Origin of the sequence: Desulfosporosinus fructosivorans (genome assembly GCF_004766045.1) — a bacterium.
Lineage (GTDB): Bacteria > Bacillota > Desulfitobacteriia > Desulfitobacteriales > Desulfitobacteriaceae > Desulfosporosinus > Desulfosporosinus fructosivorans.
Genome location: NZ_SPQQ01000014.1, coordinates 74,123 through 95,950, shown reverse-complemented (window position 1 = coordinate 95,950; position 21,828 = coordinate 74,123). Strand labels below are relative to the sequence as shown.

Genomic DNA, 21,828 nt, shown 5'->3' with positions numbered 1-21,828 from the left:
CTTCGCTTCCTGCCTCGGAAGCTTCCACAGCGGCAGTAAGTCCGCTTATTCCCCCTCCAACCACTAGAATACTCTTATAGGCCATCCTGCTACCTCCCTTATATGTCGATAGACTCTCAGCTTTCACCGAGTCAGCTGGCACAAGGATTTCCTTGAACCAACCTTATAGCATTCCTTCTACTTATATAGTAGAAGGATATTTGCTTTCAATCGAGATAATCTGGAAATGACTTAATAAATAAACCCTCTTAAAGCAACTTGTGAATTTAGACACATCTCTTTGTTATCTGGAAAATGATTTGTTTCACATATACAAACATTTGGTGTTTTATTCGTCAAATAATGTCTAATAATTAAAACGTGAGAAATTGCACAAAATCACTTTATACATACCTTCTCACAAACTAAGACTAGCACTAAAGTCATAATGAGTCAATATGGTCGTAATTAATATATTGTATAGCTGACAAAATCTTTAGTAAACTTTCGATGGGCAATTCTGTCGTAATTTCGCGAATTAAATTAATAATACTTCGACCTGTTTCCAACTTAAGAAGACTTAAACACACTAACTAATTAAAATGCTTCGACCTTAGGTAGTCTAAGTCTATCAAAGACCACCTAAGGTCGGTTGGAGTATTTATAACGTAATCGTTACTAGCTTACTGTACTTCTTAACACTGTCTCAGTGACAACAGGGATTAGCCATAATAATAACTAATTATGAGAGTAGAAATACATATATTGGAGTACATTTTATTATCCAAAGGCCATTGATCCTTCCACTTCTCTTTGGCGATTAATCACAACTGAAATCACAAATACTGGAGAACATGTTCGACTAAAAAGTGTATTTACTGGTTTTTTTCTAGGTACAGTTTAATTAGAGCTTGTGTTCCGCTGTTTTCGTCTCCTTGTTCTGCAAGTTTATCATACAATGATTTGGCCAATTCTAAACCTGGGGTAAGTAGACCCATTTCTTGAGCAGAAGCCAAGGCGATCGTCATATCCTTAATAAAGTGTTTAACATAGAACCCTGGTGCGAAATTATTGACTAACATACGGGGAGCCAAGTTAGTTAATGAAAAACTCCCAGCAGCTCCTGATTCGATACTCTTCAAAACCGTTTCTGGTTTTAATCCAGCCATTTTCGCATAAGCAATTGCTTCACATACCCCGATCATAGTTGAGGCAATCGCGATCTGATTACACATTTTTGTGTGTTGACCAGCACCAGCTTGACCTTGTAGAATAACATTTTTTCCGACGAAGTTAAAAATTGGAACTAGAGCATCAAATACAGCTTCGTCTCCACCTACCATAATAGCCAGACGAGCTTCTTTTGCACCTATATCCCCACCCGAAACAGGAGCGTCTAACGCATATAGTCCCTTAGCGAGTGATTCATCATAGATTTTCTTAGCCAAGGCGGGAGCTGACGTTGTCATATCCACTAAATAACTTCCGCTCTTAGCATGACTGATGATTCCGTCTTTTCCGAAGTACACTTGTTCAACATCTTTAGGATATCCAACCATGGTGATAATCACATTACTGCGAGTAGCCAACTCCGCGACAGTATCTTGCCAAACCGCGCCCATTTGAATTAGCTCTTCTGCTCTAGCCTTTGTACGGTTAAAAACTAGCACTTGATAACCAGCCTTTAATAAATGGCCTGCCATACTCTTACCCATAACTCCTGTCCCTACAAAACCAATGATCGAATTCTCTTTTGTAATTGCCATTTTCCTATAAACTCCCCTTTCAAAAATCTGCAGAAAAACTATTGTAGATTGAAGATCTAAAATCTTGCACGAAACTTAAGAACTTCAAGTCTATACACTTAGTATACCCATATCTAGAAAGGGAGATAGACAGGATTTTGATCCTGTCTATCTCCCTTTCGTCCAAATTACTACTTAGTAGCTTTCCAGAGACCGTGAAGGTTGCAATATTCTCTAACTTCTACTACATCGTCAGCTTTGACGAGAAATGAAGCTTCTGGTGCTTGGTTTGGAGCTAGTTCAGCTCTAAGAACTTGTTCCTTCGTTAAGACTTCGATGAATCGGATATAATGCTTTTCCTCCATCGGGTGGGCTACACTACCAACTTTAACTTTAACCCCTCCGTCGATACTCTCAACCACGGGAACATGTTTTTCAAGGCTTGCGTCCGTAGTACCCGCCTCTAGTTTATCCATAGGTTTGTTACAACAGACTAGTGCAGATGCTCCAGCATTAACAACTTCAATAACATTTCCACAAATACTACATACATAAAGTTCTCTCAAGTTTGTCATTAAATATGCCCCCATTCTTTTTTGCGTAACCTTTTATTAGTATTCTCCAAAAGCTTAATATTTTCCTCCTTGTAAGTACTTCTTTTTTATAATTATATTTAAGTGATCTTCCTTTCAGTCCAATGAACTGATTTAACGAAAGTTGAACATCGAGACTTCCGGGGGGAGTCTCACGGTTGAATAAGATATTATTAAAATTTTTCAGAATATTAAATAAATATATACTACAACTATATTTTTCACTATAATATAGTTAATAGCGTATGAATACCCATTCAGTCCGCTTAGACGTTATAAGCTTAGCATTAACGAGGAGGTAGCAAAAATGAACGATGCTACGACCAGTGAACCGCTTATCCCTTGGACAAAACATTATGATTCCGAGGTTGCTATAACACTTAGCTACCCCGAAATAACGCTCGACGCATTATTCCACCGGAGTGTCGAAAACCACGCAGAGGCCATTGCTTTGATCTTTTTCGGCCTTGAGATTAGTTATAAGCAATTAGGACTCTATGTAAACAGCTTAGCCACAGCGCTTATAGACATTGGTATTCAGAAAGGGGATCGAATCGCCCTTCTACTACCAAACTGCCCCCAGTATGTTATGTCTTATTATGCCATCTTGAGCATCGGCGCAGTGGTCGTTCCTGTTAATCCTCTAAGCACCGAGCCTGAACTTTTACACATTTTTCGAGATGGTCAGGTACGCACTGCGATATGCTTGGATCTCTTAGCAGGACGGTTAGAAAATGCAAGAGATACTTGCCAGGGTGCAGGCGAGCATCATCTTTTAGAACATACTTTTTATACCGCTCTTAATGAATTTATGCCCTTACCTATCAAGGCTCTTTATCGTCTGTCCCGAAAGATTTCTAGAGAGGCTAAGGCCCGATTAGCACAATGCGTGTGGTTCAGAACTCTAATTCATAAAGGAACACCGCTCAATCACACTAGTAATTTAGATCTTCATCAGGATGTTGCCCTTCTCATTTATACAGGAGGAACTACCGGCAAACCTAAGGGGGTTATGCTTTCTCACTACTCCTTAGTTGCCAATGCAACCCAAGGAGCAGCCTGGGTCCAGATGGGAAAAAGGGATCGTCTTCTCGCTGTTCTTCCAATATTTCATGGCTTCGGCATGTCAGTTTGCATGAATGCACCTTTGATCTCAGGTGCCTCCTGCGTCCTAATACCACGCTTCAATGTTGATGACATTCTCAAAGGAATACACCGCTTCCATCCCACCCTCTTTGCCGGAGTACCGACAATGTACATTGGTCTTATTAACCATTCCCATTTAGTAGATTATAACCTTTCTTCTTTGCGCGGATGTTTTGTCGGAGCAGCGCCCTTAGCCCCTGAGGTCAAGCACCAGTTTGAAGAACTCACAGACAGCAAACTCATGGAAGGATATGGGCTAACTGAAGCCGTCACGGCGCTCTGTGCTAATCCATATCGGGGAATCAACAAGACAGGTAGTATTGGGATCCCCTTTCCAGATGTCATAATGCGCATTAGAGATAACGTGACTGGTGAAATAGACCTGCCCCCCCTTGAAGTCGGCGAAATTGTACTCAGAGGTCCCGATGTTATGTTGGGTTATAACAACCGACCTCAAGATACAGCTTCTACTATTCGAGATGGTTGGCTCTACACCGGAGATATGGGCTACATGGACGAAGATGGCTATTTCTTTATTGTGGATCGAAAAAAAGACATGATTATTACTGGTGGATTCAATGTATATCCTCGTGAAGTAGAAGATGTCCTTTATCAGCACCCTGCAGTTAAGGAGGCAAGTGTCATCGGCATTCCTGATGACTATAAAGGAGAATGTGTCAAAGCATTTATCACCCTAAGGGATGGTGCAACCGTTAAAGAACCTGAGATCATTTCTTATTGTAAAGAACATCTAATACTCTACAAAGTCCCTCAACAGGTTGAGATTCGCTCCGAACTTCCGCTGACTGCAATTGGCAAAATACTTAAACGAGCCCTCCGCGAGGAAAACAGTGGTGTTCAAGCACATCCCCTTCCCACAGACACCAGACTTGGGTCTTAAATATAACTTGGATTACCCTAAGCCTCCAGGTGCCAGCGCCTTAATTGCACCGCTACTGTCCAACCATAAATACAAAGCAAATCATTTAAACCTAACGAGAGGAGAAAATCTAATGTCAGAACTAAACGAGCAAACTAACTTCAATAAATCCTTAGACCTGCTCCTCGAAGAAGCTAATCTCAATGGTGCAGCACGCTTAGAACGCTACCCACAAAGGAGATTCTTCGGCTATTTTTGCTCATATTTCCCGGAAGAACTCATTCTTGCCGCTGGTTTAGAACCATTGCGGCTCTTACCAGAGGCTGGAAATTCTACTCCGGCTGAACTCCCCGCCTACTGTTGTTCTTTAGCTAAGGGAACTCTCGACATGGCAATTTACGGAAAGTGGCAAGATCTTGTTGGAATAGGCTTTACTCATACCTGTGACACGATGCAGTGTCTAAGTGGGATCTGGGCTGCGAGTGGAAATAGCCAAACTATCGACATTGTTCCACCAGTCATGTTGAACACTAGCGGGGCCTCACATTATTATCTCGCTGAAATGCACACGCTCTTGGAAGCACTGATGACACTGACCCAGCAGAACATTAATGAAGAAGCTTTGCTAGACGCCATGAAGCTATGCGCCTACACACGTAAATTGGCAACTGAACTTGATACACTACGTCCAAACCTTCCTTCCGCTTTGGTCTCTGCCATACTCAGAGCTGGGCAAGTTATGCCTCGTTCTGATTATACCCAAGCACTCGAGAATTGCCTACCTACTTTAAAGGACATAGCGCTACCACCCGTTAACCGCGTTAAAGTCCTCGTTAGCGGCGCCATAGTTGAAAATGACAGTCTTTTCAATATGATCGAAGACTTAGGAGGTAGGGTCGTCGCCGATGATACTTGTAGTGGTTATCGCCACTTTTCGGGACCCACCGTAATGGGAGCAGAAAATCCCCTTTCAGACATCGTCCAGCGGTACTCTGCAATGCCTCCCTGTCCGTGCAAAAATCGCAGTCTGAATGAACGGATGTCCTATTTATGCGATCTAGCCCAACAACGACATGTTGACTGTGCAATTATTGTCATCCGGAAATACTGCGATCCCCATGCCTGGGATGCTGTTGAACTATCCAAGTGTTTTCAGAATAACGGAATTCGCACCCTAACCTTGGAACTTGAAGGGGCCGATGTGGGCGGGCAAGAGAGAACCAGACTCCAGGCCTTCTTAGAAAGTATGGTCGAAGATGCTAGATTGTAAAGGAGAGCACAATACATGGTGAAAAGAAATTACCGTCCTCTAATTAGTGTCAAAGCCCTCCAGAAAACCATGGGGCGTTATTATGCCATTACGAACAATCACCGCTACTGGGGCAAACCCTTGCGACGACCCTTAGCTTGGGTCACTAGCGGGGCTCCGGTCGAACTCCTCCGTGCCTTTAAGATTCATTCTGCTTATCCTGAACAATATGCCGCAATCTATAGTGCCCGCAAAGCGACCGTGGGCTTGTGTGAGATCGCTGAAGCAGCTGGGTATTCTCAGGATCTCTGTTCCTATGCCCGGTCAAATATCGGCGGAGTTCTCAGACCAGACCTCGCCCCTTTAGGTGGAATGCCTAAACCCGATCTCTTGGTCGCTTGTAATAATATTTGTGGAACCGTGCTGAAGTGGTATGAGGCATTAGCGCGCCATTTTAAAGTACCACTACTGGTTCTGGATACACCATTTCTCACAGCTGAATTAACTCAGCAGGCTAAAGACTACGTTTTAGAACAATTATACGCGATGGTTACGGACTTGGAAAAAATAACTGGTCGTCGCCTCGATGCAAAAGCCTTAGCAAAACAGATGCACCTAAGTGCTGAAATCACTTCGCTCTGGAAAGAAACGCGCCAGTATTGCCAAGCTAATCCGTCTCCCCTTAATGCTCCCGATCTCTTTATCCATATGGCGCCCATCGTCGTTCTTCGTGGCTCACAAGAAGGAATTGACTATTACCGCAAACTCGTAGCTGAAGTCAAAGAGCGTGTCGAGTTAGGGCAGGGCGCAGTCGAAAACGAGCGCATTCGTTTGGTCTGGGATAATATTGCTATCTGGCCTCAATTATTTACGTTTTATAAAATGTTTGCGGATAAAGGCGCATGTTTTGTCTCCGATACCTATAGTGGCGGATGGGCATTCGAGCAGGTTTCAGGCGATCCGATGGAACGATTAGCTGCGACTTACACTGAGGTTTTCCTCAACCGATCCCCCGATTTCCGGGCTAACCAGTTGACTAATTTAATTAGGGACTACAAGGCGGATGGTTTTGTAATGCATTCCAATCGTTCCTGTAAGCCCTATTCATTAGTTCAAGAAGTGATCCGCAGAAAAGTGATGAACGAAACAGGGGTTCCTGGATTAGTGATCGAAGCAGACATGGCTGATCCTAGAGCATACGCAGAAGAACCCATCCGCAATCGAGTTCAGGCTTTCCTAGAAACATTCGATTAACCCCAAATCTCGAACCTCTTAAAAATAGTTTATGGAGGGAATACATGCAAAAGTATTTTGTTGGAGTAGATATTGGGTCCCTGACAGTTAAAGTTGTCCTGCTCACCGATGATTTAGAAATCCTCGGTACCTCGATGACCCGAGCAGGCTTCAGCGGACGAGATGTCGCTACTCGCCTAAAAGACCAACTTCTCGCTGATTCTAGGTTAACCTCTCAAGATGTCAGTGCCACAGTCGCCACCGGGTATGGTCGGGTCACTTTTCCCTCAGATCGGGAAGTATCCGAAATCACTTGTCAAGCCAAAGGGATTAGTCATCTCTTCCCAAGTGCCCGAACTGTTATTGACATCGGTGGACAAGATAGCAAAGTAATAAAATTATTACCAAGCGGTAAAGTCGCAGACTTTGCTATGAATGACAAGTGTGCTGCTGGAACAGGTCGTTTTTTAGAAGTCATGGCTACAGCTCTAGAAGTTGAATGGCATGAAATCGGAGCCTTAGCCTCTGCCTCCGAAAATCCTGCACAAATTTCCTCATTTTGTACGGTTTTCGCCGAGTCAGAAATCATTTCTCATGTATCTTCGGGTGCACGAAAATCAGATATTCTAGCTGGAGTGTGTGATTCAGTCGCCAGTAGGGTAGCTTCTATGACAAGGCGTACTGGCTTGGAACCGGATATCGTGTTCACTGGAGGAGTTGCACATAATCAAGGGGTTGTTAATGCACTAGCAAAACAGCTCGGCTATCCCCTTCTTGTCTTCAGGGAGCCGGTAATCACTGCAGCTTTGGGTGCAGCCATACTTGCTCGGGAGATCCGCAAAGTTTAGTTTATTACGAGCAAAGGCCGGAGTTCCATTGAACTCCGGCCCTTGCCAATATTTATTCAGCTTTAATGTCAATGTCCTCTTTCTTAACTTCATTATCACACTTAACTTCATTATCACAAGATCCGTTGTGCTCTTGATGGTGGTGATGTTGAAAATGTGCTTTAGCAACTTGTCGAGCTTTACCCATAAATTCTTTCCAGGCATCCACCATTTCATGATGAGCATTGATAATTTTCTCATCCCCGCTCACTTCGATTCTAAACCCATTATCAGTTTTGGTAAACTTGACCCCAAATTCCTTGTCGCTCATTGAATAAGCCCTCCAAACTATTTTTATTGACATCATGTTTAATAACAGTTCCCATAGTTCGATAATGATGATGGTCTAATGAAGTACACCTAAGACTTGCTTTGTCGATGGGAATGTGTACGCCATTTCATCTGCTTTTCTGCTCGTTTACGCAAGTTATTTATTAAGAGAAAACCAAAAACTCCCATGAGGCACAGTAATTTAGCGGCCAAACTTTCTTGTCCATTACTCAAAACAAGTATATAACCAATCCCGGTAGTTGCCAATAAAACAGTCCACATCAGACGATTTGCTAGGGTCTCCTGAAACTTCAATTGCCTAAGAATCGGACCCATCTCGACCTTGACTTGAACATCTCCAGAGCGAAAATCCTTTAAGGTCTTCTCTAACAAGGGTGGGATCTCCACCGTTGCTAGAGCTACCGTTTTTGCTTTCTGCCAAACCAATTGCAGGGGTGAGAAGTCTTCACCGAGGACCTGCTTAGCATATGGCTTAATTACTGACATAATATTCATGTTTGGGTCTAGCCCAGCTGCAATCCCAGATAATGTACCAACAGCCCTACCTAAAAATGTATAGTGTGCTGGAATTTGAAACGGTTCGGAGTATATGAACTCACGCAATTCACCCAAAAACTTGTCCACCTGTATGGTGCCCAGTTCTTCAAAGCTAATATCTTTAAGCTCAAAAAGGAAAATAGTAATGGCCTTTTGCAAACTTAAGAGGTTAGCTACAGGCTTGATAAACCCCATTTCTTGCAGTGCCTGGGACAACTCTTCGGGATTACTGTTGATGACTCCACTGATCAGTTTACGTACGGATCGTTTGTTAGCATCAGTAATCCGCCCCACCATACCAAAATCGATAAAAATGATTCCTCCGTCCGACCGTACAAACAAGTTTCCTGGATGCGGGTCAGCATGATAAAAGCCATGTATCAAAGCCTGCTTTAGATAGGCATCTACTAAGGTACCCGCTACCGTTTCTGGTTCAAGCCCTACTGCTAGAAGTCCCGCGCGGTCGTTTACCTTATATCCGCCGACAAACTCCATTGTCAGGACCCGCTGTCTGGAGTGTTCCGGATAAACAAGCGGGGCTGAAATCATGGGATCATCTTGGAAATTAGCTTGAAACCTCTCCAGATTGGCCAACTCTTGCCGATAGTCTAACTCTTCCCGGAGCGTAGCGCCAAATTCATCATAGATATCGTCAAAATCCGCATACTTCTCCCACTTGGTAAAAATCTTCAACATCCAGATCACACCCCGGAAGGCTGCCAGATCGATTTCAATAATTTCCTCAATACCTGGGCGCAAGACTTTTACAGCCACGACTTCTCCGGAATGCAAAACTGCCCGGTGTACCTGTCCTAAAGAGGCCGCAGCAATATGGTTATCCTCAAACTCAGCAAAAATAGTTTCCACCGCATTGCCAAGTTCTTTGGCAATCACACGTTTAATTTGGGCTGTTCTTACAGGTGGTACTTCATCTTGTAGCAGAGCTAGTTCCGACGTATATTCAGCAGGAAGCATATCTACACGAGTACTAAAAAACTGCCCTACTTTGATCAGTAGACCTTCTAATTCCAGAGCCGTCTCGCGGAAACGAATTGCCTGATTGCGATATAGCTCAGGTAGGCGCCCCTCTGTTCGCTGACCATATAATTTGCGCAAAAATTTGTACCAGGCAATCTCCAGGAGAAAGCCAGCAAACAACCGTAGAATTTTCTCTGTTCGAAATACTTTTGAGTGGGATGCCATAAGGGTTACTTCAACTCCTGTTCAACGGTATTACTATATGGATATAAACAAGTCATTTAATCATGAGCTGCAATTAATCCCAATATACCACGGAAGCTTCACATACACCTAGTTTATCCAATTCCAAACTACTATTCCCTTAAATATAACTTTATCATTTCTGTTCAAAGGTGCATAAGTCTTACTGGCCTCATTGACACTTCCCCTGCTTAGTTGATATAGTCTATTGAATGATTATATGATTTCGCGTCAAACATTGTTAGTCATAAACTAAAGCGCATATACTAGACTCAATTCTGCTTAAGGTGGCACACCATAGGGAATTGTAGGGCATCAAATTAAAGGGAGACTGATTGTTACATGAATTTCGAACAAATTTACTACGCCAATAGCCAACACAAGGAGCATTTCTTAGCTCTATTAACACAAAAAAAATCAAACGAATCAAGCTATTTTGCTGCCTATTACATACTTACCTCAACCAAAGAAATTTGGTCCTCTACAAAAAGACATACCACTTTAGAAGTAATCGATTTTGCTAAAATCTTAGAACAAGGGTTTGCCAGTAATCACAAAGCTCTTATTTTGCTTGCCCAACATTTGTACATGGCCAGCACTAACTTTGACTTGGATCGTGCTCTAGAAAGTTGGGATCAGACCAGTTACAGCATAGCTTTGCAAGCTATTAAACTGCGTTGGTCACTCTCACGTGAGAGTATGGAAGATTTTTTAGAGTAAACACTGAAAACAATAGGACTCAACGCGATTAAAGCCGGTTACTCCATTTAGAAGTAATCGGCTTTAAAATTTGTGTTTTCAATTCTTGTATGACTAGGGAGTCTTCGTTAAGGATGAATCCGTAAATTCACAGTTATAATAGAGGTGAAAACAGACGGGCGCTCGATTCTTTAATACGGTTTGAAAGTGGACGCAATTTGTAGTCTGCCAATACTATTTCTTCACTATCGGCGAGATCCTGATGAAAGTCCTGTTCCAAACGTTGAGCAAAGTTACAATTATAGATAAAGGCACTGATTTCAAAATTTAAGCTGAAACTCCGAATATCAAAATTAGTCGATCCTACTACCCCAATTTCCCCATCGAGAATAAGGACTTTGGCATGGAGTATTCCTTTTTGGTAACGATAGATTCGGACACCTGATTCAAGTAATTCTTCAACATAAGAATGTGACGCCCAATAGGTAAGCTTGTGATCTGGAACTCCTTGGAGGATAATTCTGACGTCTAAACCGCTGAGTGCAGCAGTTTTCAAGGCCATGACCGACCCCTCGTCTGGAATAAAATAAGGAGTTTCAATATAAATTGTCTTTTCAGCACTCGTCAAAGCCACAAAGAATATTTGTAACATGGATCCCCAATCTGAGTCGGGACCAGTGGCCGCGATTTGCGTGAGTTGAGTTCCTAACTGTGGTGAATGCGGATAGTACATCGGACCACTAATATCTTCATGAGTACCAACATACCAATCATTTAAAAAAACCGTTTGCAGAAAATTTACCGAATCTCCCTCTAACTTAAGGAAAGTATCCCGCCAAAAGCCGATTTTCTTATTACGTGACAGATATTCATCTCCAACGTTCAGTCCCCCGAGAAAGCCTACTCGACCATCAATCACAACAATCTTCCGATGATTGCGTAGGTTAAGTCTCCTCGAAAAGAAAGGAAAGCGGACAGGATAAAATCCGGCCATCTCAACCCCAGCTTTTCTCAGCTCTCCAAATCGTTTCTCTAGGGATCTGTTTCCCAATCCATCCACAAGGACGCGTACCTTGACCCCCTCAGACGCTTTACGCATCAAAAGGTTAAGGATATCCCTCCCAATGGCATCATTATGAAAAATATAATATTCCAAATGAATGTGGTCCTCAGCATCTTCTAGTGCCGCAAATAATGCTCTAAACGTCTTTTTTCCGTTGGTCAGCACTTCGGAACGATTATTGAGAGTCAAAGGTGCATTGGCATCGTTAAGCAAGAGTCTGGCGAGCTTTTTATTCATTGGAATATCTCCTGCTTGGTCAACGTCCTCTGCGCTGGGTCTCACCTGTCTGTCTATCAGAATTTCCTCGGTTTCCTCCAGTCTCATTTGCTTGTGGCGAGACAGGCGGCGTTTCAGTACAACGCGTCCAAAGAGAATATAAAGTAGAGCGCCCAAAATCGGTAAGGCTCCTAAAATTAAAAGCCAAATTATTGTTTTTGTCGGATCTCTATTTTCTAAAAATATAACAGATCCTAAAAATACAAGCTGAGTGAAAGTAATTAAGAAGACGATCGCAACGAAAATAGAAATGAGTTTAGCCTCCCCTAAAAAACGTCCTTAACAATTCTCTGTAAGTCACTAGCAGAACGACACCGATAAACTTTCGAACAATACTTTTGATACTCTTTCATCATATTATCAGGCTCGTCCCACTCCTGAGAGTCTAATGGATTTAGCCAAAACACATTGCGGGCTTTACTAGAAATCTGTGCTATGTATTCCGATTGAGCGGGTCGATAGTTATTTTTCCCATCTCCCAATATCACAACGGTCGCACGAGATGAGAGTTCTCGGAGATTGTACTCAACCAGTTCCCGAAATACATTTCCGTAATCCGTAAACCCAGAACTAGCCTTATGCCCCCAACTTTTGATCTCTTGTTTCACTCCGCTGGGATCATCATCCCAAACAAAATCCGAGACATCCCAGACAGAATCGATAAAAAAGAATACACGTATCTTTCGGAAGCGGGCCCTTAGGCACGTAACCATATATATCAGAAATTCAACAAACGGTGCCATTGAATTTGAGACATCGCATAACACCACTAGTTCTGGTACACGAGGAATTTTCTGACGGTAACTTAAATTAAAAAGAATTCCATCACATTGTACGCTTTGCTTAATAATCCGGGAAATATCGATTGAACCTCGGCGGCTCGTTTTCCAACGCGAGCCTGGTCGTTGTGCCAACTTACGCGCCCATTTTCGAATACTTGACTTTACAAGGTCTTTTTCTTCATCTGTTAAAGTGCTTAATGGCTTAAATAACCAATGCTGCCGTGCCAAAGGTTCCCAACTGTTCTCGTGGCTAACCTGCGCCATCAATACCTGCTGGCGAACTTCTTGCATTAAAGATGCCCTACTATCCAGATGTGTATACCAGGCTTCTTCTGGAAGTTCCCTGCGTTGATAAGCTAAATCATTGGAATTGATCCAAGTATAATAGTCTATTTCTGCCAGAATTTTTTGAACCATTTCTTCAAGTTCTAATCCACTACAGGTTAGCTCAACAATCCGGGCAAAAGGAATTAGATTAGTTAGGTGTGAAGAGTTTAAAATATTACCTTTAGTAGTAAGGCTGACTCCGCCACTGCCACGGCCTACTCCTTGTCCTCCTATTCCAGCACTGTCTTGATTCTCTTCTAAGACAACATTTTCTTCCTGGTCCTCCGAATAGTCCTGAACATTCAACTTTGGATTTTCTATGAGGATTCTCCATAGCGTCTCAAACATCACTAAATCCTGAGGACGATGGATAAATAGCGATTTCAGAATCTGTTTTTCCGATAAGTCAGGAAATTGATCCAAGCAAATTTGGGCATCCAGTATGTCTTGGGAGGAAATAGACACCGAAACCGCTCTTAGGGCATGTACTAACCGTATAAAATCCCATCCATCCATAGTCTCCATCCCCTTACTCGATGTTCGAGACACGAGGTACGTCGTTCGAGTGTAGAAATCCGTTAGTTCAATTACACTAATTACTCAAGGCGTTGGGATGCTTCTGTTTCCCACTTTTTGAGGCGCTCCTCTAACTTGGCAATGTCCTTAGGATATTTCAATAATACGCTGAGAGTACCCATGAGCTCACCGTAATTTAAGGTCTCTTTTTGAAGTGCCTTCAGAGCCCGAGCAAAGTCAATTGTTTCTGAGACACTCGGGGGTTTTTGTAAAGACAGCTTCCTTACCCTAGCAACAAACTCACAAACATCTTTTACTAAACGATCGGAAAGCTCGGGCGCTTGCGATCTAAGAATTGAAATCTCCAGCTCTAAAGTAGGATATGCTAAATAAATATGAATACAACGTCGTCTTAGGGCGTCGCTGAAGTCTCGGGTATTATTGCTAGTTAGGATCACAATCGGCGATGTTTTGGCTGAAATAGTCCCCAGTTCGGGAATAGTGACCTGACGTTCAGCCAGTAACTCTAAGAGAAAACTCTCGAATTCCTCATCACTTTTATCCAGTTCATCAATCAGCAAAAGAACAGGTACTGGGGATAGTATGGATTCTAAGAGAGGGCGGGTAAGTAAAAACTCTTCAGAGAACAGATCTACTTTAATCTCATCCCACTCTTCAGTTTTGGAAAGTTGTAAACGCAAAAGTTGTTTTGCATAATTCCAATCATATAATGCCTTGTTGAGATCAAGTCCTTCATAGCACTGTAACCTGATTAGTTTCCGTTTTTCCGTACGCGCAAGTGCCAAGGCCAACTGGGTCTTGCCAACCCCTGCTGGTCCTTCTATTAGACAGGGTTTTCCCAAGGCCAAAGAAAGAAACAAGGTGGTCGCTGATTCCTCATCAATGAGATATCCTTCTTCTTTTAGCGACTGAGCTAAATCCAAAGGGGACGCCTGCATAAATAACCTCCTCATAAAAAAGTCTAACTCTCTGCCGAATTATTGACCGATCCTATCCTCAATAAGTGAACGTACCAAGTTATACGAAGAAAATTGCCCGAAACTAAAATATGTAATGGTTGGCGTCTGGGGAAACAGCTTCCGGGCGATCACTATTGTTTCCTGTCCTTTATTACTCATGGTTAGGATCTTTTCTTGTAATTCTTCAAGGTAAGATAGTTTTTGCTTAACTAATTGGTATCCGTTTTTGAGCACTCCAGCATGCGCACAATAAACTGTGTCAAAGTCTTCCTTTAGAAGGATGCGCAGAGATTTCATTAGAAGGGGAATGTTTTCATGACGCCGCACAATCCGCGTCCTAGGCTGGACAAAAAGGTCTCCGCTAAATAACCGACCTTCATTCTTGTCCAGAAATACGACATGGTCAGGAGTATGTCCAGGTGTATGAATCACTTCATATCGAGAATGACTATTTTTAATAATCTTTGGTAAAGACTCCGCTTGGAAGCCCTCTCTATTCCCCCAAAAAGCAAAACGGTACAAGGGTATCTTTCCTTTTTGGAGGCAAATGTCCGAAGATTCAGGATGAATATAAGCAGGAATTTGGAGTTTGCTTATTAAATAGGCTGTATTTCCAGTATGGTCTTCGTGAAAGTGGGTATGCACAATCTTTTCGGGTCGATTCAAAGTGCAGAAATCCACAATCTCCTTCTTCATCCGCCGTGGACCACTGTCAATTAGCATCCCGTCAATAAAGTAAACATAAACGTTGATTGTCGTTCCCAACATTTTCATTTTACAGTTAATAACCTTGACCTCTGTCCTTTGAGCAATCGTCAATCAGAAACCCCCGTTCAAATGGATTTCTTTTGGTTTATCCGATTTAACTTTAGTTGAATGAGTTCACTTTTATATTACGTAATTATCTGTCGAAACTCAATAGTTATCCTCTCTTTGAGCCCGATTTATTTCTTGGATCGACTATTCTCCCTTGGAGCATCTCCTTAACGCCAATGTTTATTTCGAACATGCTTTCTAGTCTTTTGATGTGTGGTACCTCTTTAATGCTTACAATGGAAATCGCTATCCCGCTTTCTCCAGCCCTGCCTGTTCGTCCTACTCGATGAAGATAAAGTTGGGGATCTTCGGGTAAATCAAGATTAAAGATGTGGGTGATCCCTTTAATATCTAGACCTCTAGCCGCCAAGTCTGAAGCCACAAGTAAGCTTATCTTGCCACTTTTAAAGTCATCCATCGCTTTCCTACGGTTGATCTTGCTCGCTCCACCGTAGATACCTTCTGCTTCCAAGCCGTGAAATTTAAGACTTTCCACCATTTTCTCGATTTCTTCACTTTTGTTAATAAAGATTAACGCCCGTGTTGGGATAATCATCCTGACTAACTTTCTTAAAACTTCGATTTTGTCTCGTTGTTCAGCTAAAAAATACATATGCGATATGGTCGGGGCAATCATAACCTTATCTGTAACTCTAATAACTTCTGGATTTTTCAAGAGTTCTGCAGCCCGTTGCAAGGTAACTACTGGTAAGGTTGCAGAAAACAATAAAAGCTGTGTTCTACGCAAAGTTGTCTTTAGAACTGCCTTCACAGTCTGAGAATTATTTTCATCAAGTAAACGATCTGCCTCATCCAAAACCATTATCTTGATGGTTTGAGATGAGATTTTCTTCTTTTGGATGAGTTCTAGGATTCGTCCGCTGGAACCCACAATAATATGCTGTTTTTCCTTTAGCTTATCTATTTGCCTCGTGATATTTACATTTCCTATGATTGCTGCTGACGTGACTGCAAGACCAGAATTACTAGCCAATAGTTCGATTTCTCTTTGAATTTGGATAGCCAATTCATGAGTAGGAGTGAGAATCATAGCCTGAGTTTCCCTCTTAAGCGTGTCAATCTTCTGAAAGATTGGAAGAAGATAGGCCAATGTTTTTCCTGTCCCTGTTTCCGATTGTCCAACCACATCTCTAGTATCTAATATAAAAGGAATCGTTTTTTCTTGAATCGCAGTAGGCTCCACTATACCTTCCTTTTTCAAGGCTTCTACTAAAGATTCGTCTAGTCCGAACTGATCAAATGATGTTTGCATTGATAATCTCCATTCTATCTGTAAATTGTATGCATTTTACTTCATAGGTTCTTGAATAAAAGCTCATCTATCATTATATCCTTTTTCTCCGTTAATAAGAAATTCTACCCAGATTTTATGCTTCAAATTATGGGGATGAATGTACTATTTCAAAACAGCCCTTAGGTTTATATAGTGTTATGTATCTGTCTAGATAGTCAGATACATAACACAGACTATAGTTCACCTAATTAATAAAGCATCTGTCTTCAAAAATCAAACAGATGCATGTTATATATTATATTATAAGTGGATTATTCTACGGTGTCGAGATCTCAAGGATCGCTACATTTCTAACCACTATGACCCGTCACTAACAATCCTTTCTGTAAAACACAATAAAACTGCGGACAGAACTTGGTTTTGTAAAAACAAATAAAGGTTACCCTTTTCCAGACTAATAAACCTAAGTATTTAGCTATCTTTTATTAATACGATCGAATTGATCCGTTGTCAAGTCCTTTGCCAAAATAACAATAGCATCAACTAATTCGGATAGTTCATTGACTGAAGGGGTTATTTCTGTGAGGGATACTGCTTGATGGTCCGCCACTGAAGCTATTTCATTCACAGCATTACTAATTTCGTCCACTGCGTTTTTAATTTTATCTAGTGTACCTTTAATATTCTTTACTGAATCAGAACTTGTATGTGCTAACTTGCGGACTTCCTCAGCTACTACAGCAAACCCTCGGCCATGTACTCCAACACGTGCTGCCTCAATTGCAGCGTTTAGTCCAAGTAAATTAGTTTGGGCTGCAATTTTACGTATAACTCCAATAACCTCATCTGTTTCTCCTACCTGTAATTTCGTGTTCAGGGAGATCATTTCTAGTTGTTGCCCTGTTGCAGACAGTTCTTCTGCTTCGGCAGCAATTTGCAAAACAGTACTATCTACAGTTTTCATTATCAGGCTCAGAGCCTTGGCGATTTCAAAGAGTTTTTCTCTACCTTCTACTGATTGCTGAATGGCTATAGCTCCAACCACATTATTGTTTTCAATAATTGGGATTGCTACAGCTATGTAGGGTACTCCAAATCCTTCCCTCCCAACTTCTTTAACGACTCGTTTCCTTTGTTGCATTGCATCATAAGACACCCACCCTGGACCTGGTTTTTCACCAACATAGGACTCTTTATCCCATTTAAACGTCCTAGGAACAACATCCCAAATAACTGTTTCTGTATCACAGATGAATAATCCGATATCATCAATAACGAATTGATTAATATAGGGTGCTACAGCCAAAAAATGCTGGATTGTTTCACAGTAGTTTCGAGTAATTGACAATACCATCACCATCCTCTTGTTAACTAACTAAGATTTATCGTCAGTCCATTTTGGATGTTGTTGACTCACCTGCGGCATACACACCAGTAATATGCTCTTCTAATGTTTTACTATTTACTAATAATGATTTGTCTTATCTTAATTGAGCTTTTAGTTTTTCTTTATCCATCGAATAGTCCAATCGCTTGATCTCTTGCCCTCTGTCCAATACAACAACTGATGGCACGATTTTGACATCATACTTTTGGGCAAGATTTTTCTTAGTAGCCGTCTCGATTTTCACCACTTTGTAGGGTTCCGATAGTTCTTGATTTACCTGTTCTAATAAAGTGCTAAACTCCAAGCATCCATTATTTAAGGCATTGAAAAAAAGCAAAAGAACCTTTTTGTCACTTTTCAGTACACTCGTTCTAAACGCATTCAGTTCCTCAATATAGCGCTCGGCGGCAACTGCGGCCGCTGCCCCATCACCTGCAGCTGAAACAACTTGCCTTAAATATTTAACCCGATTGTCTCCGACCGCATATATCCCTTCGAGATCCGTTTCCATCAAGACATTAACGGGAATATAGCCACTTCGGTCCATCCTAATGCCACTTGCCTTAAGAAAATTAGTCATAGGAATCATCCCAACAAAGAAAAAAACACCCTGGCTAGCAAGTTCGCTTGAACGGCCCGTTTTTAAGTTCTTGATTTTAACCCCCTCGACATTAGCCTCACCCAGGACTTCTTCAACCGTGGAGTTCCATACAAACTCCATCTTTTCATTTTGGAAGGCCCTTTCCGCACTCACTTTATTGCAGTCGAGAACGCCTTCATCATGGAGTACAATCACGGTGACTTTGCGAGCGAACTTGGTAATGTACATACCTTCTTCGATGGCTTGATCCCCGCTGCCAACGACAACAACGTCTTCTCCTTTAAAATACTCGGCATCACAGGTTGCACAATACGCAACCCCACTGCCCCGAAGCCGCTTTTCACCAGGAATATTTAATAGTCTCGGCTCACTGCCACAAGCAATGATAACCGCCTTGGCCGTGTATTCTTTTCCTTTTTTGGTACATATGATTTTGTCTTCTTGAAAAAAATTAACACTCACAACTTCATCTCGTGAAAATTCAACACCAAAGCAATCTGCGTGTTTTTTAAAGTCTTTCATAAGATCGGGTCCACTGATTTGGGCATAGCCCGGATAATTGACAATTTCTCGTGTAGTATTGACCAAACCGCCAACTGCCCCTTTGTTGATAACCAAAGTTCTCAGCTTCGCTCTTCCCCCATAAATAGCTGCCGTGAGTCCTGCTGGGCCCCCACCGATAATGATTAAATCGTACGTCAGATCTCCCATTTTCCTAAATTACTCCCTCTCTGTAGAACGTTTTAATGATTACGATTCTAGAAGTTCCGCAATTCTTTCTATGACTTGGTCTTCGTCAATAGCGCCTGCTAGTTTTGATTGATAATCGCCCTCTTTAAAGAAAAGAATCTGAGGAACTCCTTTTAAGGAGAATCTTTGATACAAGTTTTTTTCTTCTTCTACATCCACGTAATAGAATCCAAACTTGTCTAGGTATTCCGGTTGAAGCTCCTCCAATAGAGGAACGACTTCTTTACAAACGTGACAGTCTTTTCTGGAGAAAATAACGAGACAGGCCTCCAGATTATCATAGATAATTTCTTCGAACTTATTTGCATTTAATTGTTCTAAGGACACATTTTCCACTCCTTTAATTAAAAGAATAAAGGCAGGCTATTCCACGAAGTCAAGTTTATGTGAATTAGCCTGCCTTTTTATATTAGAATTCTTCGCTTAAAATCTGATAGATTGGTGCACCTTCGCACTGGGCAGGCATTCTGACACCAACTAATGTTGCAATAGTCGGTGCAATATCAACTTGTCTAATTGTCCTAGTTGTTGTAAAGTTTTCTTTAATTCCTGTACCTGCTGCTATAAAAATTGGGGTAACAGAACTATCGAAAGCACCTTCTGTAGTGGATAACCCATCACCATGAAGACGGCTGAATCCCTCATCAACAGTGAAGGTGATATCACCACACTGCGGACCGTTTGTTCCTAATACAATAGCGTCTTTATTCCGCATTGCAATCCCTATAACACGATGTCCTGTTTTCGGATCTCTATAATTGTACAGGTCAGAAATAAGTTTTCTTTCCAGTTCATATTTGTCCGCTGGGTCAACAATGCCATGGGCATCACGCCCCTTTAAGTTGATATAAATATAGTTACTTCGAGACTGAACAGCTGTTGTCTTTTCCCAATCTACTTCTTTGAGATTTTTACCTAATGCATCTTTTTTCATAACGGTATAACCTAGTTCCTGCATTACTTGTACATTCATACCGCCATATTCACCAATTTGTGGTGGAAATTCTTCCCCTACAAGTAAACCATGGTCAGCTAAAAGCAGCACTGTCCATCCTTCATCTAACAGGTGTAAGAATTCACCTATATATTTGTCTGTCTGAATGTAAAACTTCCGGATAAAGTTCTGATTTACTTCAGCGTCACAATGGCTCCAGCGCTCCAGATTTTTAGCTAAATGCCAAAACATATGACCTGCACAGTCAACATTATGCAAATGAGTAAATACTATCTGGAAATCCCGGTTTTTAATTAAATGATTTAAAGCCTTTGCTTGCCATTGACTATAAGCATCCCAGGCTGGTTCATAAACATTCTCAACCAGGTAAGCATCTTCTCCCCCAACCAAGCTAACAGGCTGAACTGGTCCAACATTTTCTACGATATCTTTTAACAATTCTTTTGGATGCCATAATTTATCCTGGGCAACATCCAATGCATTACTGATCCACATTTTCACCGATGTACCATCCGGAGAAAGTTCTAAGACTTTCATTGTACGACATGCAGGTTTTAATACACCCTCTTTATTAATGTCATCCACAATACCAGAAACCATTTTCCCGGCTTCTAACACTACAATTGGACTCTCAGCCTTCTTATTTTTATAAATTGCTATGCGGTCATAGATGCCATCAGCATTCTTTAAAATCAGGGTGGGTCGTCTTACAATACCATCAGACGTTAAAATAGTAAATTCTTTTGCATCTGCCGGTGCAGCTACCCATCCTTCTGCATCTTTCAACGGGGAATTGACTACATCATAATGAGGAATAGATTCAATGACCATTTCCATATTTTCTGGTCCCATGATATATTCACGGATTTCACAGCCTGTCATGGCAGCTTCACCATACCATAATTCCATCATATCAGTAGTTGGTTCTTTTTCTTCAGTAATAGCATCCAGATCGGAAATCATGCAGCCAGTACCAGCAGGACGTTCAAGTTTTGGAGCATATTGTAATTCTTTAATTTCCTCATTAGCAAAGATAGTTTTTTCCCAATCAAGTTGTGCCACACCCATGTTAACAGAACCAGGCTGTGTTCCATCAACAACGCTTAAATTTGGGTTGTCACTGGTCGGAGGCCAAGCAGAACCAGGCCAATGCCATACTAATGTTTTCAGACCGGCCTCAGCGGTTATATTCCATAACTGTTCAGCTTCACAGTTTCTGGAATCCATATTATATACTACTGCGTCCAAGCTATGTGGTGACTGTCGCCAAAAGCAGGTAATACCGTGTGTTCCAGGATAGGCACCCGTTGCTAAGGTTGTCCAACATGCAGGAGTAATCGTTGGCATGGCACCTAAATGGCCCATGTCTTCTCTTGCTGAACCTTTTGCAAGAAGTTTTTGTAAGTTTGGCATTATTCCTTCGTCCATGAACTTCCGGGATAATTTGGGATCCATCCCGTCTACCCCTAATACCAATAATTTCTGAGTTAATGCTTCTCTTTTCACTTGAGTGATCACTCCTTTACTTAACCTTTGATAATATATCGAGTTTTGTTTTGAGCCTAGAATCAATATGAAATACTTTTTTAAAGTATGTTTAGAAACTACATATCATATCTGCAGTTACGAGGGGCACTGAAATCCAGTCCCCCTCGCAACT

General features: G+C 41.7%; 19 protein-coding genes. 5 read left to right on the top strand and 14 right to left on the bottom strand.

The window, feature by feature from the left end; all coding sequences use genetic code 11:
• From E4K67_RS30860 to E4K67_RS25435, 3 genes are all read right to left on the bottom strand, one after another.
• A partial coding sequence (locus E4K67_RS30860; RefSeq protein WP_135551900.1) for an FAD-binding protein occupies nucleotides 1–85 on the bottom strand: 85 nt, incomplete at its 3' end.
• Between the two features lie 769 nt (nucleotides 86–854).
• Complete coding sequence (locus tag E4K67_RS25440; RefSeq protein WP_135551890.1) at nucleotides 855–1,745, bottom strand: NAD(P)-dependent oxidoreductase; 891 nt, start codon at nucleotides 1,743–1,745, stop codon at nucleotides 855–857.
• A 170-nt stretch (nucleotides 1,746–1,915) separates the two neighbouring features.
• Nucleotides 1,916–2,299 carry a desulfoferrodoxin gene (locus E4K67_RS25435; protein WP_135551888.1) on the bottom strand — a complete coding sequence of 128 codons (384 nt, stop codon included), beginning with the start codon at nucleotides 2,297–2,299 and terminating at the stop codon, nucleotides 1,916–1,918.
• A gap of 325 nt (nucleotides 2,300–2,624) precedes the next feature.
• On the opposite strand from E4K67_RS25435, the gene E4K67_RS25430 reads away from it, so the two are divergent.
• From E4K67_RS25430 to E4K67_RS25415, 4 genes are all read left to right on the top strand, one after another.
• A complete protein-coding gene (locus E4K67_RS25430; protein ID WP_135551886.1) occupies nucleotides 2,625–4,364 on the top strand; it encodes a long-chain-fatty-acid--CoA ligase in 1,740 nt (579 codons plus the stop codon).
• A gap of 112 nt (nucleotides 4,365–4,476) precedes the next feature.
• Complete coding sequence (locus tag E4K67_RS25425; RefSeq protein ID WP_135551884.1) at nucleotides 4,477–5,613, top strand: 2-hydroxyacyl-CoA dehydratase family protein; 1,137 nt, start codon at nucleotides 4,477–4,479, stop codon at nucleotides 5,611–5,613.
• A gap of 15 nt (nucleotides 5,614–5,628) precedes the next feature.
• The gene (locus tag E4K67_RS25420) at nucleotides 5,629–6,846 is read left to right on the top strand and encodes a 2-hydroxyacyl-CoA dehydratase subunit D (protein ID WP_135551882.1); all 1,218 of its coding nucleotides are present in this window, start codon (nucleotides 5,629–5,631) and stop codon (nucleotides 6,844–6,846) included.
• 44 nt (nucleotides 6,847–6,890) lie between these two features.
• Complete coding sequence (locus E4K67_RS25415; protein WP_135551881.1) at nucleotides 6,891–7,673, top strand: acyl-CoA dehydratase activase; 783 nt, start codon at nucleotides 6,891–6,893, stop codon at nucleotides 7,671–7,673.
• A 52-nt stretch (nucleotides 7,674–7,725) separates the two neighbouring features.
• On the opposite strand, the gene E4K67_RS25410 is transcribed toward E4K67_RS25415, so the two are convergent.
• A complete protein-coding gene (locus tag E4K67_RS25410) occupies nucleotides 7,726–7,983 on the bottom strand; it encodes a hypothetical protein (protein ID WP_135551879.1) in 258 nt (85 codons plus the stop codon).
• An 89-nt stretch (nucleotides 7,984–8,072) separates the two neighbouring features.
• Entirely contained in the window at nucleotides 8,073–9,743 is a 1,671-nt protein-coding gene (locus tag E4K67_RS25405) for an ABC1 kinase family protein (RefSeq protein WP_135551877.1), read from the bottom strand.
• Between the two features lie 360 nt (nucleotides 9,744–10,103).
• On the opposite strand from E4K67_RS25405, the gene E4K67_RS25400 reads away from it, so the two are divergent.
• Entirely contained in the window at nucleotides 10,104–10,481 is a 378-nt protein-coding gene (locus E4K67_RS25400) for a DUF6075 family protein (protein WP_135551876.1), read from the top strand.
• 133 nt (nucleotides 10,482–10,614) lie between these two features.
• Here E4K67_RS25400 and cls read toward each other — a convergent pair whose 3' ends face one another.
• From cls to E4K67_RS25355, 9 genes are all read right to left on the bottom strand, one after another.
• Nucleotides 10,615–12,033, bottom strand: coding sequence for a cardiolipin synthase (gene cls, locus E4K67_RS25395; protein WP_135551874.1), 1,419 nt, complete (start codon nucleotides 12,031–12,033; stop codon nucleotides 10,615–10,617).
• A 32-nt stretch (nucleotides 12,034–12,065) separates the two neighbouring features.
• Nucleotides 12,066–13,424 carry a VWA domain-containing protein gene (locus E4K67_RS25390; protein WP_135551872.1) on the bottom strand — a complete coding sequence of 453 codons (1,359 nt, stop codon included), beginning with the start codon at nucleotides 13,422–13,424 and terminating at the stop codon, nucleotides 12,066–12,068.
• Nucleotides 13,425–13,504: 80 nt separating this feature from the next.
• Entirely contained in the window at nucleotides 13,505–14,383 is an 879-nt protein-coding gene (locus E4K67_RS25385; protein ID WP_135551870.1) for an AAA family ATPase, read from the bottom strand.
• 39 nt (nucleotides 14,384–14,422) lie between these two features.
• Nucleotides 14,423–15,223: an MBL fold metallo-hydrolase gene (locus tag E4K67_RS25380; RefSeq protein ID WP_243454626.1), complete on the bottom strand. Its 801-nt coding sequence runs from the start codon at nucleotides 15,221–15,223 to the stop codon at nucleotides 14,423–14,425.
• A 103-nt stretch (nucleotides 15,224–15,326) separates the two neighbouring features.
• On the bottom strand, nucleotides 15,327–16,493 hold the full coding sequence (locus tag E4K67_RS25375; RefSeq protein ID WP_135551869.1) for a DEAD/DEAH box helicase: 1,167 nt from the start codon (nucleotides 16,491–16,493) through the stop codon (nucleotides 15,327–15,329).
• Nucleotides 16,494–16,950: 457 nt separating this feature from the next.
• Entirely contained in the window at nucleotides 16,951–17,829 is an 879-nt protein-coding gene (locus E4K67_RS31200) for a methyl-accepting chemotaxis protein (protein WP_135551867.1), read from the bottom strand.
• Nucleotides 17,830–17,956: 127 nt separating this feature from the next.
• Complete coding sequence (locus tag E4K67_RS25365; protein ID WP_135551865.1) at nucleotides 17,957–19,174, bottom strand: FAD-dependent oxidoreductase; 1,218 nt, start codon at nucleotides 19,172–19,174, stop codon at nucleotides 17,957–17,959.
• A gap of 39 nt (nucleotides 19,175–19,213) precedes the next feature.
• Nucleotides 19,214–19,540 (bottom strand): thioredoxin family protein, encoded by a 327-nt coding sequence (locus E4K67_RS25360; protein WP_135551864.1) that lies wholly within the window; start codon nucleotides 19,538–19,540, stop codon nucleotides 19,214–19,216.
• 82 nt (nucleotides 19,541–19,622) lie between these two features.
• A complete protein-coding gene (locus E4K67_RS25355) occupies nucleotides 19,623–21,674 on the bottom strand; it encodes an alkaline phosphatase family protein (protein WP_135551862.1) in 2,052 nt (683 codons plus the stop codon).
• Nucleotides 21,675–21,828 lie beyond the last annotated feature (154 nt).

What these genes read in the sequence shown, in the direction of transcription:
- E4K67_RS25440 (WP_135551890.1), bottom strand. Translation starts at nt 1,745, where the DNA reads ATGGCAATTACAAAAGAGAATTCGATCATTGGTTTTGTAGGGACAGGA.
- E4K67_RS25435 (WP_135551888.1), bottom strand. Translation starts at nt 2,299, where the DNA reads ATGACAAACTTGAGAGAACTTTATGTATGTAGTATTTGTGGAAATGTT.
- E4K67_RS25430 (WP_135551886.1), top strand. Translation starts at nt 2,625, where the DNA reads ATGAACGATGCTACGACCAGTGAACCGCTTATCCCTTGGACAAAACAT.
- E4K67_RS25425 (WP_135551884.1), top strand. Translation starts at nt 4,477, where the DNA reads ATGTCAGAACTAAACGAGCAAACTAACTTCAATAAATCCTTAGACCTG.
- E4K67_RS25420 (WP_135551882.1), top strand. Translation starts at nt 5,629, where the DNA reads ATGGTGAAAAGAAATTACCGTCCTCTAATTAGTGTCAAAGCCCTCCAG.
- E4K67_RS25415 (WP_135551881.1), top strand. Translation starts at nt 6,891, where the DNA reads ATGCAAAAGTATTTTGTTGGAGTAGATATTGGGTCCCTGACAGTTAAA.
- E4K67_RS25410 (WP_135551879.1), bottom strand. Translation starts at nt 7,983, where the DNA reads ATGAGCGACAAGGAATTTGGGGTCAAGTTTACCAAAACTGATAATGGG.
- E4K67_RS25405 (WP_135551877.1), bottom strand. Translation starts at nt 9,743, where the DNA reads ATGGCATCCCACTCAAAAGTATTTCGAACAGAGAAAATTCTACGGTTG.
- E4K67_RS25400 (WP_135551876.1), top strand. Translation starts at nt 10,104, where the DNA reads ATGAATTTCGAACAAATTTACTACGCCAATAGCCAACACAAGGAGCAT.
- E4K67_RS25390 (WP_135551872.1), bottom strand. Translation starts at nt 13,424, where the DNA reads ATGGATGGATGGGATTTTATACGGTTAGTACATGCCCTAAGAGCGGTT.
- E4K67_RS25385 (WP_135551870.1), bottom strand. Translation starts at nt 14,383, where the DNA reads ATGCAGGCGTCCCCTTTGGATTTAGCTCAGTCGCTAAAAGAAGAAGGA.
- E4K67_RS25375 (WP_135551869.1), bottom strand. Translation starts at nt 16,493, where the DNA reads ATGCAAACATCATTTGATCAGTTCGGACTAGACGAATCTTTAGTAGAA.
- E4K67_RS31200 (WP_135551867.1), bottom strand. Translation starts at nt 17,829, where the DNA reads ATGGTATTGTCAATTACTCGAAACTACTGTGAAACAATCCAGCATTTT.
- E4K67_RS25365 (WP_135551865.1), bottom strand. Translation starts at nt 19,174, where the DNA reads ATGGGAGATCTGACGTACGATTTAATCATTATCGGTGGGGGCCCAGCA.